This window comes from Mesorhizobium loti (assembly GCF_003148495.1).
GTDB lineage: Bacteria > Pseudomonadota > Alphaproteobacteria > Rhizobiales > Rhizobiaceae > Mesorhizobium > Mesorhizobium loti.
Genome location: NZ_QGGH01000001.1, coordinates 1,052,647 through 1,067,286, shown reverse-complemented (window position 1 = coordinate 1,067,286; position 14,640 = coordinate 1,052,647). Strand labels below are relative to the sequence as shown.

The 14,640-nt window shown below is 64.7% G+C and carries 13 protein-coding genes; 9 read left to right on the top strand and 4 right to left on the bottom strand.

Annotated elements, in window-relative coordinates; translation table 11 throughout:
* Positions 1–34: 34 nt before the first annotated feature.
* Positions 35–487, bottom strand: coding sequence for a manganese-binding transcriptional regulator MntR (mntR, locus tag C8D77_RS05390; RefSeq protein ID WP_109659988.1), 453 nt, complete (start codon positions 485–487; stop codon positions 35–37).
* Positions 488–714: 227 nt separating this feature from the next.
* Here mntR and C8D77_RS05385 point away from each other — a divergent pair, with 227 nt between their 5' ends.
* The 3 genes from C8D77_RS05385 to C8D77_RS05375 all read left to right on the top strand — a co-directional run bounded on the left by C8D77_RS05385 (position 715) and on the right by C8D77_RS05375 (position 3,779).
* On the top strand, positions 715–2,079 hold the full coding sequence (locus tag C8D77_RS05385) for an Nramp family divalent metal transporter (protein ID WP_109659987.1): 1,365 nt from the start codon (positions 715–717) through the stop codon (positions 2,077–2,079).
* A gap of 86 nt (positions 2,080–2,165) precedes the next feature.
* A complete protein-coding gene (locus tag C8D77_RS05380; RefSeq protein ID WP_164757763.1) occupies positions 2,166–3,020 on the top strand; it encodes a protein-L-isoaspartate O-methyltransferase family protein in 855 nt (284 codons plus the stop codon).
* Positions 3,021–3,128: 108 nt separating this feature from the next.
* Entirely contained in the window at positions 3,129–3,779 is a 651-nt protein-coding gene (locus C8D77_RS05375) for a dihydrofolate reductase family protein (protein WP_109659982.1), read from the top strand.
* A 232-nt stretch (positions 3,780–4,011) separates the two neighbouring features.
* Here the strand turns inward: C8D77_RS05375 and C8D77_RS05370 are convergent, their stop codons facing one another.
* The gene (locus tag C8D77_RS05370) at positions 4,012–4,881 is read right to left on the bottom strand and encodes a LysR substrate-binding domain-containing protein (RefSeq protein WP_109661295.1); all 870 of its coding nucleotides are present in this window, start codon (positions 4,879–4,881) and stop codon (positions 4,012–4,014) included.
* 95 nt (positions 4,882–4,976) lie between these two features.
* Here C8D77_RS05370 and C8D77_RS05365 point away from each other — a divergent pair, with 95 nt between their 5' ends.
* The gene (locus C8D77_RS05365; protein ID WP_109659980.1) at positions 4,977–5,576 is read left to right on the top strand and encodes a LysE family translocator; all 600 of its coding nucleotides are present in this window, start codon (positions 4,977–4,979) and stop codon (positions 5,574–5,576) included.
* A 21-nt stretch (positions 5,577–5,597) separates the two neighbouring features.
* On the opposite strand, the gene C8D77_RS05360 is transcribed toward C8D77_RS05365, so the two are convergent.
* Complete coding sequence (locus tag C8D77_RS05360) at positions 5,598–6,392, bottom strand: SDR family NAD(P)-dependent oxidoreductase (protein WP_109659978.1); 795 nt, start codon at positions 6,390–6,392, stop codon at positions 5,598–5,600.
* A gap of 218 nt (positions 6,393–6,610) precedes the next feature.
* Here C8D77_RS05360 and C8D77_RS05355 point away from each other — a divergent pair, with 218 nt between their 5' ends.
* Complete coding sequence (locus C8D77_RS05355; RefSeq protein WP_109659977.1) at positions 6,611–7,069, top strand: MarR family winged helix-turn-helix transcriptional regulator; 459 nt, start codon at positions 6,611–6,613, stop codon at positions 7,067–7,069.
* Between the two features lie 28 nt (positions 7,070–7,097).
* Here the strand turns inward: C8D77_RS05355 and C8D77_RS05350 are convergent, their stop codons facing one another.
* Positions 7,098–8,276, bottom strand: a complete 1,179-nt coding sequence (locus C8D77_RS05350; RefSeq protein WP_109659974.1) for an MFS transporter — start codon at positions 8,274–8,276, stop codon at positions 7,098–7,100.
* Between the two features lie 207 nt (positions 8,277–8,483).
* Here C8D77_RS05350 and C8D77_RS05345 point away from each other — a divergent pair, with 207 nt between their 5' ends.
* The 4 genes from C8D77_RS05345 (at position 8,484) to carB (ending at position 14,570) form a co-directional block, all read left to right on the top strand.
* A complete protein-coding gene (locus C8D77_RS05345) occupies positions 8,484–8,840 on the top strand; it encodes an ArsR/SmtB family transcription factor (RefSeq protein ID WP_109659972.1) in 357 nt (118 codons plus the stop codon).
* Between the two features lie 64 nt (positions 8,841–8,904).
* The gene (locus C8D77_RS05340; RefSeq protein ID WP_109659971.1) at positions 8,905–9,663 is read left to right on the top strand and encodes a metallophosphoesterase family protein; all 759 of its coding nucleotides are present in this window, start codon (positions 8,905–8,907) and stop codon (positions 9,661–9,663) included.
* A 183-nt stretch (positions 9,664–9,846) separates the two neighbouring features.
* Entirely contained in the window at positions 9,847–10,803 is a 957-nt protein-coding gene (locus C8D77_RS05335) for an SH3 domain-containing protein (RefSeq protein ID WP_342770030.1), read from the top strand.
* Between the two features lie 263 nt (positions 10,804–11,066).
* Entirely contained in the window at positions 11,067–14,570 is a 3,504-nt protein-coding gene (gene carB / locus C8D77_RS05330; protein ID WP_109661293.1) for a carbamoyl-phosphate synthase large subunit, read from the top strand.
* The last annotated feature ends 70 nt before the right edge of the window (positions 14,571–14,640 follow it).

Below are 14,640 nucleotides of genomic sequence, written 5' to 3'. Positions count from 1 at the left end.
CCGGAGGCAGTGGAAATCCGGCGGCGGGTGCGGCTCAGCGCGCCGCCGTCATCGCCTTCCGAAAAGCTTCCAGCGTCTCGGCGCTGACATGATGCTCGATACCCTCGGCATCGATGCGCGCCGTTTCGGCACTGACGCCGAGCGAGCGCAAAAAGGCTTCCACCGTGTGGTGGCGGATGCGGCTTTCCTCCGCGACCTTGCGCCCGGCATCGGTCAGGAACACGCCGCGATAGGGTTTTCGCGACACCAGACCGTCGGCGCACAGCCTGCTCAGCATCTTGGCCACGGTCGGCTGGGCAACGCCAAGCCTTGCTGCGATGTCGACCTGGCGCGCCTCGTTGCCGTCCTCGATCAGGTCGGCGATCAACTCGACATAGTCCTCGACAAGCGCGCTGCGGCGCGCTTCGCGCGTCTGCCGGAAGCCCTCCGAATGGACGTTGGCGTCAGGCAGTGGCTCGCGCGGGACTGGTCTGTTCTTCAGCGCCACTACGCGCTCCTCCTCGGAGTTTTAGCCGTCGCTGCTTTTATAGCACGGGCTCTGATTCTTCAGGCCGTTTATTTGCATTCCCCCACAGGCGCAACCGCCTGCCCCCTTTCGCACATTGGCAGCAGCTCAATAAAAAGCACGAACAATGAAATATAGCATATTGCATAATGTTGAGCCATGGCATAGCTTAAGGGAACATCGCCCAGTTTCGCGGAAAGCCTCCCCTCATGTCCGAAGCCGAAGCCACAGCCTCCCGTTCCTCATGGCGGTTCGCCGGGCCCGACGAGGACGAACAGCCCAGCCTGCGCGAAGTCAATTCCTCCATCGCGGTGCCGAATTCGGGCGTCTGGTTCCGTCGCCTGTTCGCCTTCATGGGTCCCGGCTACATGGTCTCGGTCGGCTATATGGACCCAGGCAACTGGGCGACCGACCTCGCCGGCGGCGCGCAGTTCGGCTACACGCTGCTGTTCATCATCATGCTGTCCAACCTGATGGCGATCCTGCTGCAGGCGCTGGCAGCACGGCTCGGCATCGCCACCGGCCGCGACCTTGCCCAGGCCTGCCGCGCCTATTATCCGCGTCCGGTCAACTTCGTGCTGTGGATCGCCTGCGAGCTGGCCATCATCGCTTGCGACCTGGCCGAGGTCATCGGCACGGCGATCGCGCTGCAGCTTCTGTTCGGCATTCCTCTGATCGGCGGCGCGATGCTGACGGCGCTCGACGCCTTCCTCGTGCTTCTGCTGATGAACAAGGGCTTCCGCTATCTCGAAGCCTTCGTCATCGCGCTTTTGATCATCATCTTCAGCTGCTTCGCCATCCAAATCTTCGTCGCCGCCCCGCCGGCCGGCTCGATCCTGCATGCCATGTTCGTGCCGTCGTCGGAAATCGTCACAAATCCGGCGATGCTCTACATCGCCATCGGCATCATCGGCGCCACCGTCATGCCGCATAATCTCTATCTGCACTCCTCGATCGTGCAGACCCGCGCCTATGAACGCACCGACAAGGGCAAGCGCGACGCCATCAAATGGGCAACGACGGACTCGACCATCGCCCTGATGCTGGCTTTGTTCGTCAACGCCTCGATCCTGATCGTATCGGCAGTCGCCTTCCACAACACCGGCCACCAGGATGTCGCCGAAATCAGCCAGGCCTTCGAGCTGCTGTCGCCGCTGCTCGGCCTCAGCATCGCATCGATCCTGTTCGCCGTCGCTCTACTGGCATCCGGCCTGAACTCGACGGTGACCGCAACGCTTGCCGGCCAGATCATCATGGAAGGCTTCCTGCGCCTGCGCATTCCCAACTGGGCACGCCGGCTCCTGACGCGCGGCCTCGCCATCGTCCCGGTGGTGATCGTCACCGCGCTCTATGGCGAAAAGGGCACCGGCCAGTTGCTGGTGTTCAGCCAGGTGATCCTGTCGATGCAGTTGCCCTTCGCGGTCGTCCCACTGGTACAGTTCGTCTCAGACAAGAAGAAGATGGGCAACCTCGCCATTCCGCGCGGCGTCGCAGCCCTTGCCTGGGTGGTTGCCGCGATCATCCTGGTGCTTAACTTCAAGCTGCTTTACGATACCATATTCGGGGTCGGCTGAGCGCCGCCTCGCCGAGAGCCGGCTGCCCTCTGCGCAGAGGGTAGCCTCGCGACAAATCGGCAATCCGCGCTATGTTCTCCGGCATCATGACCCGGATCGAAGACATCAGGAAATTCTACGCGCGGCTGATGGCCGCCAACGCCTCCTCGCCCGATCCGCGCCTGGAGACGGTTTTCGCCGAGGTGCCGCGCGAAGCGTTTCTCGGTCCCGGACCGTGGACGATCATCGCCGGCAACGGCAAGGTCACGACGCCGAGCGCCGATCCGGCCCACATCTACCAGAACGTGCTGGTGGCGCTCGACGACGACAAGGGCATCAACAATGGCGAGCCGTTCCTGCACGCCATGTGGATCGGAAAGCTCGCACCAAAACCCGGCGAAGCCGTTTGCCATATCGGCGCCGGCACCGGCTACTACACCGCGGCGCTGGCCAGGCTGGTGTCGCCCAGCGGCACCGTCACCGCTTTCGAACTCGACGAAAAGCTGGCCGATCTCGCGCGACAAAATCTCGAAGCCTATGGCAATGTAACGGTCGTCCATGGCGATGCCGTGACGACGCCGTTGCCGGCATCCGACATCATCTATGTCAATGCGGGCGTTGCTGCACCGCCGGCTGGGTGGCTGAAGGCGTTGCGGCCACGCGGCCGCATGATCTTTCCCTGGCGCCCGGCCGAGCGCGTCCCGCTGGCGGTGATGGTGACCCGCACCGAAAACGGCTTCGCCTGCGATCCGTTCATGCGATCGTGGTTCATTCCCTGTGTCGGCGCCTCGATTGCCGACCCTGCGGCGACGATCCCGACGCGCGAGCAGGCCGCGAGCAGCCGCTCGATCTGGCTGGTGCAGGACAAGGCGCCGGACCGCACCGCCACCGCCATCTTCGGCGATGTCTGGTTCTCGTCGAAAAGTCTCGACGCCAGACCGCGCACCGGACCTCGCAAATGACGGTGGCTTGCCAAAATTTCACATGTCCTGTCGGACCGGTAGGCGGTCGCCCGTCCTTGGGTTGAAGTCCGGCCACGACGGCGTGGGTTGAAGAAACGGGAGATTGGAATGAGAAAGATCATCGCTGCGACATTCGTCAGCCTCGACGGCGTCATGCAGGCGCCCGGCGGTCCGGAAGAGGACCCGGTCGGCGGCTTTAAGTTCGGCGGCTGGACCTTCCACTACTTTGACGAGGTGGCGGGCGTGGCAATGGATGAACTCTTCTCCAAACCCTTCGCCCTGCTGCTCGGCCGCAGAACCTACGACATCTTCGCCGCGTACTGGCCGTATCAGAAAGATCCGATCGCGGATGCCTTCAACCCTGCGACCAAATATGTGGCGACGCATCGGCCTGACACTCTCACCTGGCAGAACACGCAATCGCTTGGGCCGGATATCGTCGCGACGTTGCGCCGCCTCAAGCAGGAGGATGGACCTGACTTGCTCATCCAGGGATCTGGCAATCTGATCCAGACCTTGCTCGCCAACGGGCTGATCGACGAGATCCGGCTGATGATCTTCCCGCTATTGCTGGGCAAGGGCAAGCGGCTGTTCGGCGATGGCGCGATGCCGGCCGCCTTCAAGCTTATCAAGTCGCAGGCCTCCAGCACCGGCGTCATCATGGCGACCTACGAACGATCCAGCGAGATCAAGACCGGGTCGTTTGTCACAGGCGAGCCATCCGACGCCGAGATCGAGCGGCGCAAGAACTGGAAATAGAACTGCCGAAACGTGGCGCCAAGCTGGAGCACCTCTCATCCGACCGAGCTTCGCTCGGCCACCTTCTCCCACAAGGAGAGAAGGCGGAGCCTGGGGCATGTGGCTCGGCCAATCTTTAACGTCGGTAATTGGCAGGGACATGCGCGCAATCTTGCCTTCTCCCCTTGTGGGAGAAGGTGGATCGGCGCGCAGCGCCGAGACGGATGAGGGGTGCTCCAGCGGAGCGAAGCGTTCAAGCCGCCTGCGGCCGCCGTGCCAGCCCCTCGCGGATATGCCGCGCGAATTCCTGCGCCGCCGGGCCTACCCCATGCCTCGGAAGATGCAGGTTGATGGCAAAATTCGGCAGCGGCGGTAGGCCTGACTCAGATGGCAATATGTCGAGATCGGCCGGCACCGTGGAGGCCAGCCAGGTGGTCACCGCAAGGTCCGACCGCACCGTCGCCGTCGTCGCGTCGATGTTGCCGTTTTCGAACACCGTGCGCCACTCCAGCCCATGCTCGCTGAGCGCCGCCAGCACCGCTGGGCGGAAAGCGCAGGTGTCGGCGACGATCGACACCGGCAGCGGCCGCTTGGCGCGGGCAACGCCGCCCTTGGCGCCGACCCAGACCAGCCGGTCGATGGCAAGGCATTCGCCCGCCGACGGACCGACGCGTTCCTCGATCACCGCAAGGTCGATGGTCCCGGCCGCAAGGGCAGCAGTCAGTTCCGGCGACGAGGCGCAGACCAACGATATCTCGACCTGCGGATAGGTCTCGGCATAGGTTTTCAGCACCGGCGCCAGCAAGGTGCCGACAAGGTCGTAAGGCACGCCGAGCCGCACCTGCCCGACCATCGGCGTACCTGCCATTTCGGCCCAGATTTCGTCATTCAGGCCAAGCAGGCGCTTGCCCTTGCCGAACAGCTGTTCGCCGGCACGCGTCAACCGCAAGCCGCGCCGATCGCGCTCAAACAGGCTGGAACCGAGCGCCTCCTCGAGCCGCTTGACCTGCTGGCTGACAGCACCTTGCGTCAGGTGCAGCGCGTTGGCCGCCGCCGTCATACTGGCCTTGTCGGCGACGGTCACGAAGGTGCGGATCAGCGCCATGTCGAGATTTCGGATCATGCTTGGCATTATGTATCCTAATGCCAAGCATAGCAAACATTGCATTTACTGAAGTTAGTGCATGGCTACGATGGCGGTCCCACAGAGGAAGCTGCATGTTCGAGCCCATCATCCCTCTCGTCCTGTTTGCCATCGTTGCCACCACCACGCCCGGCATCGCCACGACCCTGTCGACCGCATCCGGCGCGCAGTTCGGCTTTCGCCGTTCCGTGCCCTTGCTGGTCGGCAGCGCCGCTGGCCTTGCCACGGTGACGGGTGCCGCTGCCGCCGGGCTCGCCGGCCTGCTGCTTGCCGTGCCCTCGCTGCAGCTGGCGATGAAGGTCATCGGCTCGCTCTATCTCGTCTGGCTGGCGATCAAGATCGGTCGCAGCGGACCGCCCAATCTGGATGTGACCATGGCCAGACCGAACAGCTTTCTCGGCGGCGCCGGCATCCAATGGATGAACCCCAAGGGCTGGGCGATGGGGCTGGGCGCCGCAGCCTCGTTCGCGGCCCTGGCCAGCGGGCCGATGCAACTCGCGCTGCTGCTCGGCGCCACCTTCGGCCTCGCCGCCGCCGCCTCGCTGTCGCTTTGGTGCGTGGCCGGCATGCTGCTGGCCCGGCTGCTCAAGACCGAATGGCAATGGCGCGCGCTCAACATCGTGCTGGGACTGGTGCTGGCCGCCTCGATCGTCCCGATGTGGCGGTCGGCGTAATGCCAACCGCCACGCCTTGCTTCAAGCCGCGTAGCGTGCCGCTGGCTTGTCGGCGTGCAGGCTGCCGTAGAAGGCCTGCCGTGCGCCAAGGAACGTGTCGAGCTTGGCGGCGTCGGCAAGCCCCGGCACGGTAACGGCTTCGCCCTTGGCCAGGCCGACAAGTGCGGCATCGACCAGATCGTCGGCCGTCATGATGATTTCCTTCGGAAGCTGGTCGATATCGCTGCCGGCAATTTCCCAGAAATCTGTCCGGGTCGCGCCGGGCAGCACCACCTGGGCCTTCACCTTGGTACCCGCGACCTCGCGCTGCAGGGCCTCGGTGAAGTTGACGACATAGGCCTTGGTGCCGCTGTAGATGCCGCCGAACGAGGTGTCGAAGGCGAGCACCGAGGCGATGTTGACGACGGCGCCACGGTTGCGCGCCAAAAACCCCGGCAGCACGGCGCGGGTCAGGCGTGTCAAGGCGATGACATTGACCTTGATCATGCGCTCGGCCGCATCGGCGTCTGCCGTCGCCACCACCTGCGCACCACCAATGCCGGCATTGTTGACCAGCAGCGTCACGCTCTCGTCGGCTGATACTGCCTGCTCGACGCGGCGGACGTCATTGTCGTCGGCGAGATCGGCGCTGATCACGCTGACCTTGCGGCCGTAGGCATAACGCAGCTTCTCGGCCAGCTCTTCCAGCCGGTCGGCGCGCCGCGCCACCAGCACCAAATCGTAGCCCTGCCCTGCCAGCCGGTCCGCATAGACCGCGCCGATGCCCGCCGAAGCACCGGTGACGACCGCCGTGCCCTTGTTGCTCTGTCCACTCATTGTCCTGTTCCTTCTTCGACTGATTTGCTTCGTTTCGACCTGGCCGCCGGTACCGTGGGCAATCACCCTCGCCTTGCCGGCAAAGCTATCTGATTTCAATTAGTGGCATATACCACTAATGGCGAAATAGGCATATGCCACTATCTTGTCAATGATCGCAACGAGGATTATTTGGGAGGCAGCGGCCGGATATCATTCGTCGGCGCCAAGGACCCATCATGTCAAAGGACACCCTGCCCGGCCTGACCCTCTGCAACAACGCTATGCTGCGTCGAGCGGCGCGCAAGCTCGGCCAGTTCTATGATGATGTCATGGCTCCTTCGGGCCTGAAGGCCACGCAGCAGGGCCTGCTCTACCAGATCCATATCGGCGACGAGCCGGCGATGGGCGCCATCGCCGCGTCGCTGATCATGGACCTGTCGGCGCTCGGCCATACGCTGAAGCCGCTGATCCGCGACGGCTATGTCGAGACCTTCGCCGACCCGGACGACCGCCGCATCAAGCGCGTGCGGTTGACGCCGCAGGGTCTGGTCAAGCTCGATGAGGCGATGAAGCTGTGGCACATCGCCCAGCAGCGTTTCGAGGACGTGGCCGGCAACGACAAGGCGGAAAGGCTGCGCGCGGCTCTCGATGAGATCGCCGCGCTGGATTTCGATCTGCCGCCGGCCACGCCCTGAGGCGTTGGGCCGGTGTTGCCAACAGGACCTACTCAGCCGGCATGGCGGCCGGCCGGGCCACCCAGCGGCCGGCCAGTACGACGCCCAGCGCGATGATCGGGAAGATCGCGGCGACTAGGCCGAGATCGGCCGGCGCGCCGTAGCGCAGCACCGCACCACCGACCACGGCGCCCAGCGCCACGCCGAGATAGAGCGCCGAGGCGTTGAGCGACAGCACGATCGGGGCGGCATCGGGCGCCAGCTTGATGATGCGGCTCGCCTGCGCTGGTGGGAACGCCCAGCCGACGATGCCCCACGGCACCATCATCGCCATCAGCGCCGGCCCGGCAATATGGTGCGGCAGGAAGGCCGGTATGACCGACAGCAAGACCAGCATGGCGGCGCTCAGCGCCAGCGACCAGCCAACGGTATGCGTCGCGCCGAACCGATCGGCTGCCTGGCCGCCGGCAATGTTGCCGATGACGGCACCGACGCCGAAGGCGAGCAGCATGCCGGGCAGCGCGATCTGGCTGAGCCCGCCGCCCTCGATGGCCAATGGCGCGACATAGGCAAAGACGGTGAAGGCGCCGATCAGCGCCAGCACTGTCGTCAAAAGGATCGGCATCACGCCTGGACGCATCGCAGCCGCCAGCCTGCGCTTCAAGGGCAGCCTGGTGCCAACGATGCCCTGCGGCAGTCGGTACCACAGGATCGCACCGGCAAGCGCACCGAGCCCGGCGATGGCATAGAAGGTGCCGCGCCAGCCGGCGAAGGCCGCAACAAGGGCGCCGAGCGGTGCGCCGACCGCAACGGCCACTGTCGTGCCGCCCACGACGACGGCGATGGCACGCGCCCGGTGATGGTCATCGACCAGCGCCACCGCGGTGCCTTGCGCGGTTGCCGCGAACAGGCCCGACGACAGCGCCATGACGATGCGCGCGATCAGCAGCAGTTCGAAGGAGGAGCTCAGGGCGGCGGCGATGTTGCCGAGCACGAAGAACACCAGCGTCCACAGGATGACGCGGCGCCGGTCCCATTCGCCGGTCAGCGTCGCCAGGATCGGCGTACCGACCGCGTAAGCGAGTGCGAAGGCGGTGATCAGCGTGCCGGCCAGCGGAATGGAGATGCCGGCGTCCGCCGCGATATCGGGCAGAAGGCTGGAGATGACAAAGCCTTCGGTCGAGATCGTGAACGATCCGAGCGCAAGCCAGAAGAGGCGCTTGTCCATGGCTGATATCCTTAGTTCAAAAGTTATTGAACAATTGGACATAACAGGGCATGATGTCAATGAAGTCAGGGGAAAATAGCAGAACCCTCCTGACAGCCCTGTGTCAGCACGGTCGGTCAGCACGGTCGCGAAGCGGAGAAACAGTGTGTACGGGCACAAAAGGACGGATGCGTTGAAATCGGCCCCGACTGTGCTTAGTTTCGAGCCATGACCTTGCCACACCCCAATACGGACCAGATCAGCCTGCCGATCGTGCTTGGCGTGCTCGGCGACCCGACCCGGCTCGCCATCGTGCGCTATCTCGCCAGCAAGCAAGGCGTGCCGCTGAACTGCAGCCAGTTCCTCGATCTCGGCTCGAAGACCAATCTGAGCTACCACCTGGCCAAACTGCGCGAGGCCGGCGTCACCCGCGCCGAGGTGGTCGGAACCAACCGCATGATCACGCTGCGCCGCGCCGATCTCGACGCCCGCTTCCCCGGCCTGCTCGACAGCGTCATCGCCGCCGCCGGCGACGATCCGGCCCTGCCGGCGGTCGGCGGCCACGACATCGAAATCCACGCCTGAGGATGTTCCTCGCTCCCGCAAAACGGGGGAGAGGAAACGCTGCCTCACCACCGGAGCTCCTCTTATGCGCATCGCCGTCCTCGCCGATATCCATGGCAATGTGCTGGCGCTAGACGCTGCGCTGGAGGATCTGCGGCGGCGCGGCGGCGCCGATCTGACCGTCAATCTCGGCGACAGCGTGTCCGGCCCGCTGTGGCCGCGCGAGACGTTTGCGCGGCTGCAGGCGCTGAACCTGCCGACGGTGCGCGGCAACCACGACCGCCGCGTCGCCGCCGACCCGGCCGACGAGACCATGTGGGCCTCCGATGTCTATGCGCAGGAGCGGCTGACCGAGACACAGCGCCAGGTGCTTTTCGCCCAGCCGCTGACGCTGGAGATCACTCCCTGCGTCATCGCCTTCCACGCCCGCCCCGACCACGACGAGAAATATCTCGCCGATACGATCGTCAATGGCCAGTTGGTGCGCGCGCCGCTGGCGGCAATCCGGCGCCGGCTGAAGGTGCTCGACCCCGCCTACCGCATCGCGCTGTGCGGCCACAGCCACCGCCCGGAACTGATCCGCATCCCCGACGGTCCCGTCATCTTCAACCCGGGTAGCATCGGCTGCCCTGCCTACGACGATTCGACGCCGCCGGCCCATGTTTCCGAGCAGGGCTCGCCGCATGCGCGCTATGGCATCGTCACCTTGGGCGGCGCGGGTCAGCCCGACCGCTTCGAGGCCATCGCCGTCGACTACGACCATGAGGCCGCGGCCAGACAGGCCGAACAAGCGGGCCGGCCGGAATGGGCTCACGGGCTCAGGACCGGATTTATGTCAGGCTGAGCTTGCTCATGCCTCAGGCTGAGCTTGCTCACGGTCTGGCGGGCTGGGCTGGCACGGGCGAAACGGCGGTCGAATTTTCGGACTTACATGGCGACGCGTCGTCCCTTATAAAACCGGCCGGGCATGCGGCGGGCTCGATCCGTCGCGGCATGGTGTCTTTGAGTATCCGCGCACGGCCAAATGATGAGGCGCACAGTTACGCTCCGAACAACCCTGCATGCGCTGATTGCTGTGCCGCTGCTGATGGCGGCATGGCTGGCCATTGCCCCCACTATGGCTGAAGAGATGGCCGAAGAGGCGCCGGAACTCGTCATCTCCATCGTGACCGGCCTGGCGCCGGATGATCTTCTCAATCTCCGCACCAAGCCATCGCCGATCGGCAAGACCGAGACACGCCTGGCCAGTGGTGCGCGTGTGAAAAATCTCGGTTGCAACGACATTGACGGCCATCAGTGGTGCAAGGTTGAATCCGACGATCCGAAGGCCAGCGGATGGGCGCCGGCGCGCTACCTCATCCCGCTCAATCCGGCCCCCTATGTCGAAGGCGAGACAAAACCGGCCGATGCGCCGGCCGCGGCAAACAGCGCGGATGCTGTCGCCACCGGCTCGGATATCCCTGCACAGCCACAGCCACCGCCCGACCTGACGGCGCGGCTTGGCGGCGCCGATCCGGTGACCGGCGCCGAAAGCACGCAGAAATCAGCCGCCGAAATCGGCCGGACGGCCATGCAGGATGCCTACGGCCTGGCTTTCGCTGCGCAGGAAAACCCGACGACCGGCGAGATCGAAGAGCCGGTCGCGGCCCGGGCATCCACTGCCCCGCCACCTGACTCGCAGACCGTCGCGCGGCTGGAACCGCCGTCCGGCCATGCCGCCAATGAAATTCCGTGTGCCCGCTATGTCGGCGAACCGATGACGCGTTGCGCGGTCAGCGTCGTGCGCAAGGGCAGCGACAAGGCCGACGTCACGATCACCTGGCCAGACGGCGGCACGCGTATCATCTCCTTCGTCGCCGGCCAGCCGGCAGGCTCCGACGCGCCCAGCGACTTCCGCTTCACCCGCGAAGGCAGCCTGAACATGATCCGCGTCGGCGTGTCCGAACGCTTCGAGATCACGGATCAGCTGGCGCTGGGGGATTAGAATTTAGGGGAGTAAGGCAGTAGGGCAGTAAGGCAGTATGTTTTAGAAGGCGCACGAAGCCATCCTACTGCCCTACTGCCCTACTGCCCTACTGCCCTACTGCCCTACTGCCCTACTGCCCAATCCCTCATTTTCGGGGTTACATCCCGCAAAACTCTTCCCTATAAGGCCCTCCTAGCCTGATACCAGAATCGCGAGCACAACCGGCCGGGTCTTCCCGTCCCGGTTTTTTGTGCAAGCCGCCCGCCAAACGGACCTATGACATGCCAAGACGCACTGACATCAAGTCGATCCTGATCATCGGGGCCGGCCCCATCGTCATCGGCCAGGCCTGCGAGTTCGACTATTCCGGCACCCAGGCCTGCAAGGCGCTGAAGGAAGAGGGTTTTCGCGTCATCCTGGTCAATTCCAACCCGGCCACCATCATGACCGACCCGGAACTGGCCGACGCCACCTATATCGAGCCGATCACGCCTGAAGTCGTCGCCAAGATCATTGCCAAGGAACGGCCCGACGCGCTGCTGCCGACCATGGGCGGCCAGACCGCGCTCAACACCGCTTTGTCGCTGCGCCGCATGGGCGTGCTCGAGCGCTACAATGTCGAGATGATCGGCGCCGATGCAACGGCCATCGACAAGGCCGAGGACCGCGCGCTGTTTCGCGAGGCGATGAAGAAGATCGGGCTGGAAACGCCGAAGTCGATGCTGGCCAACGCCACCGACGTCAAGAACACCGACCGCAAGACGCATGAGGCCGAGCGCGCCGCGGTCAAGGCCGAGGCCCCCGCCGATCTCGACGCCGCGCTCGACGCACTGGAAACCCGCTGGAACCTCGGCGAAGGCGACCGCAAGCAGCGCTACATCAGCCATGGCATGGCGATCGCAGCACAAGCGCTCGACCATGTCGGCCTGCCCGCCATCATCCGCCCGTCCTTCACCATGGGCGGCACCGGCGGCGGCATCGCCTACAACCGCGCCGAATTCTACGAAATCGTCCAGTCCGGCCTCGACGCCTCGCCGACCACCGAAGTGCTGATCGAGGAGAGCGTGCTCGGCTGGAAGGAGTATGAGATGGAGGTCGTCCGCGACAAGGCGGACAATTGCATCATCGTCTGCTCGATCGAGAACATCGACCCGATGGGCGTGCACACCGGCGACTCGATCACCGTCGCCCCTGCTCTGACGCTCACCGACAAAGAATACCAGATGATGCGCAACGCCTCGATCGCGGTGCTGCGCGAGATCGGCGTCGAGACCGGCGGCTCCAACGTGCAGTTCGCCGTCAACCCGGCCGATGGCCGCCTGGTGGTCATCGAGATGAACCCGCGCGTCTCGCGCTCATCTGCCTTGGCTTCGAAGGCGACCGGTTTCCCGATCGCCAAGATCGCCGCAAAGCTCGCCGTCGGCTACACGCTGGACGAGCTGGAGAACGACATCACCGGCGGCGCCACGCCTGCCTCCTTCGAGCCGTCGATCGATTACGTCGTGACGAAGATCCCGCGTTTTGCCTTCGAGAAATTCCCCGGCGCCGAGCCGGTGCTGACCACCGCCATGAAGTCGGTCGGCGAAGTCATGGCCATCGGCCGCACCTTTCAGGAATCGCTGCAGAAGGCTCTGCGTGGACTGGAGACCGGCCTGACGGGCCTTGATGAGATCGAGATCCCCGGCCTCGGCTACGGTGCCGCGACCGCCAACCACGCCGACGACCGCAACGCCATTCGCGCCGCACTCGGCACGCCGACGCCCGACCGGCTGCGCATGGTGGCGCAGGCAATCCGCATGGGCACCTCGCTGGAAGACGTGCACGCCATGTGCAAGATCGACCCGTGGTTCCTCGAGCAGATCGCCGGCATCGTCGCCATGGAGGCCCGCATCCGCGAGCACGGCATCCCCGAGGACGCCGTCAATCTGCGCATGCTGAAAGCGATGGGTTTCTCGGACGCCCGCCTCGCGTCATTGACGAAAACAGACGTCGAAGTGATTGCGAAGATTCGCGAAAAGCTCGACGTTCATCCGGTTTATAAGCGCATCGACACCTGCGCGGCCGAGTTCGCCTCGCCCACCGCCTACATGTACTCGACCTATGAAGTGCCGTTCGCCGGCGCGCTGGCCAACGAGGCGCAGGTCTCGTCGCGGAAAAAAGTCGTCATCCTCGGCGGCGGCCCCAACCGCATCGGCCAGGGCATCGAGTTCGACTATTGCTGCTGCCATGCGGCCTTTGCGCTGCGCGACGCCGGCTACGAAGCGATCATGATCAACTGCAACCCCGAGACCGTGTCGACCGACTACGACACCTCCGATCGGCTCTATTTCGAGCCGCTGACGGCGGAGGACGTGCTGGAGATCCTGCGCGCCGAGCAGGCGTCGGGCGAGTTGGTCGGCGTCATCGTCCAGTTCGGCGGCCAGACACCGCTGAAGCTCGCCGATGCGCTGGAAAAAGCCGGCATCCCGATCCTCGGCACCTCGCCCGACATGATCGATCTGGCCGAAGACCGCGACCGCTTCCAGAAGCTGCTGCACAAGCTCGGTCTGACCCAGCCGAAGAACGGCATCGCCTATTCGGTCGAGCAGGCCCGCCTCGTTGCCGGCGAGCTCGGCTTCCCCTTGGTCGTGCGCCCGTCCTATGTGCTTGGCGGCCGCGCCATGCAGATCATCCATGATGAGAGCATGCTGCAATCCTATCTGCTCGACACCGTGCCCGGCCTGGTGCCGGAGGACATCAAGCAGAAATACCCCAACGACAAGACCGGCCAGATCAACACGCTCTTGGGCAAGAACCCGCTGCTGTTCGACACCTATCTCAGTGGCGCCATCGAGGTCGATGTCGACTGCCTGTGCGACGGCAAGTCGACCTTCGTCTCCGGCATATTGGAGCATATCGAGGAGGCCGGCATCCATTCGGGCGACAGTGCCTGCTCGCTGCCGGTGCACTCGCTGCCTTCGGAGCTGGTCGACGAGCTGGAGCGCCAGACGGCGGCCCTGGCCCGCGCGCTCAATGTCGGCGGGCTGATGAACGTGCAGTACGCGATCAAGGACGGCACGGTCTATGTGCTGGAGGTCAACCCGCGCGCCTCGCGCACCGTGCCTTTCGTCGCCAAGACCATCGGGCGTCCCATCGCGAAGATCGCGGCCCGCATCATGGCCGGCGAGACACTGGAAGACGCCTTCGCCCATTACGGCGCCATGCCAGACCCCAGGAACCCCGGTCACATCGCGGTCAAGGAAGCGGTGTTCCCCTTCGCCCGTTTCCCCGGCGTCGATATCCTGCTCGGCCCGGAAATGCGCTCGACCGGCGAGGTCATGGGCCTCGACCGCGACTTCGCGCTGGCCTTCGCCAAGAGCCAGCTGGGCGCCGGCGTCGACCTGCCGCGCTCCGGCACGCTGTTCGTTTCGGTGCGCGACGAGGACAAGAAAGGCATCTTGCCGGCAGTCAAGCGCCTCGCCGGCCTCGGCTTCAAGGTGCTGGCCACATCAGGCACGGCCCGCTTCCTCGCCGAAAACGGTGTCGACGCGCAAAAAATCAACAAGGTGCTGGAAGGCCGCCCACACATCGAAGACGCCATCCGCAACCGCCAGGTGCAGATCGTCTTCAACACGACGGATGGCCAGAAGGCGGTGTCGGATTCGAAGTCACTGCGCCGCGCCACGCTGATGCAGAAGGTGCCGTATTACACGACGCTGTCGGGAGCGGCCGCGGTGGCGGAAGCGATTGCGGCGCTGAAGGCGGGGAGCCTCGAAGTGAGGCCGTTGCAGGAGTATTTTGCCTAATGCATCGCGCAAAAGTGGCCCCGGTTTTGCGAGAACAACATGCATAAAGCAAAGACCTAAAGCGCGTCGC

Bases quoted from the DNA above. Each gene is read 5' to 3' on its own strand.
- C8D77_RS05385 (WP_109659987.1), top strand. From the start codon at position 715: ATGTCCGAAGCCGAAGCCACAGCCTCCCGTTCCTCATGGCGGTTCGCC.
- C8D77_RS05380 (WP_164757763.1), top strand. From the start codon at position 2,166: ATGACCCGGATCGAAGACATCAGGAAATTCTACGCGCGGCTGATGGCC.
- C8D77_RS05375 (WP_109659982.1), top strand. From the start codon at position 3,129: ATGAGAAAGATCATCGCTGCGACATTCGTCAGCCTCGACGGCGTCATG.
- C8D77_RS05370 (WP_109661295.1), bottom strand. From the start codon at position 4,881: ATGATCCGAAATCTCGACATGGCGCTGATCCGCACCTTCGTGACCGTC.
- C8D77_RS05365 (WP_109659980.1), top strand. From the start codon at position 4,977: ATGTTCGAGCCCATCATCCCTCTCGTCCTGTTTGCCATCGTTGCCACC.
- C8D77_RS05360 (WP_109659978.1), bottom strand. From the start codon at position 6,392: ATGAGTGGACAGAGCAACAAGGGCACGGCGGTCGTCACCGGTGCTTCG.
- C8D77_RS05355 (WP_109659977.1), top strand. From the start codon at position 6,611: ATGTCAAAGGACACCCTGCCCGGCCTGACCCTCTGCAACAACGCTATG.
- C8D77_RS05350 (WP_109659974.1), bottom strand. From the start codon at position 8,276: ATGGACAAGCGCCTCTTCTGGCTTGCGCTCGGATCGTTCACGATCTCG.
- C8D77_RS05345 (WP_109659972.1), top strand. From the start codon at position 8,484: ATGACCTTGCCACACCCCAATACGGACCAGATCAGCCTGCCGATCGTG.
- C8D77_RS05340 (WP_109659971.1), top strand. From the start codon at position 8,905: ATGCGCATCGCCGTCCTCGCCGATATCCATGGCAATGTGCTGGCGCTA.
- C8D77_RS05335 (WP_342770030.1), top strand. From the start codon at position 9,847: ATGAGGCGCACAGTTACGCTCCGAACAACCCTGCATGCGCTGATTGCT.
- carB (WP_109661293.1), top strand. From the start codon at position 11,067: ATGCCAAGACGCACTGACATCAAGTCGATCCTGATCATCGGGGCCGGC.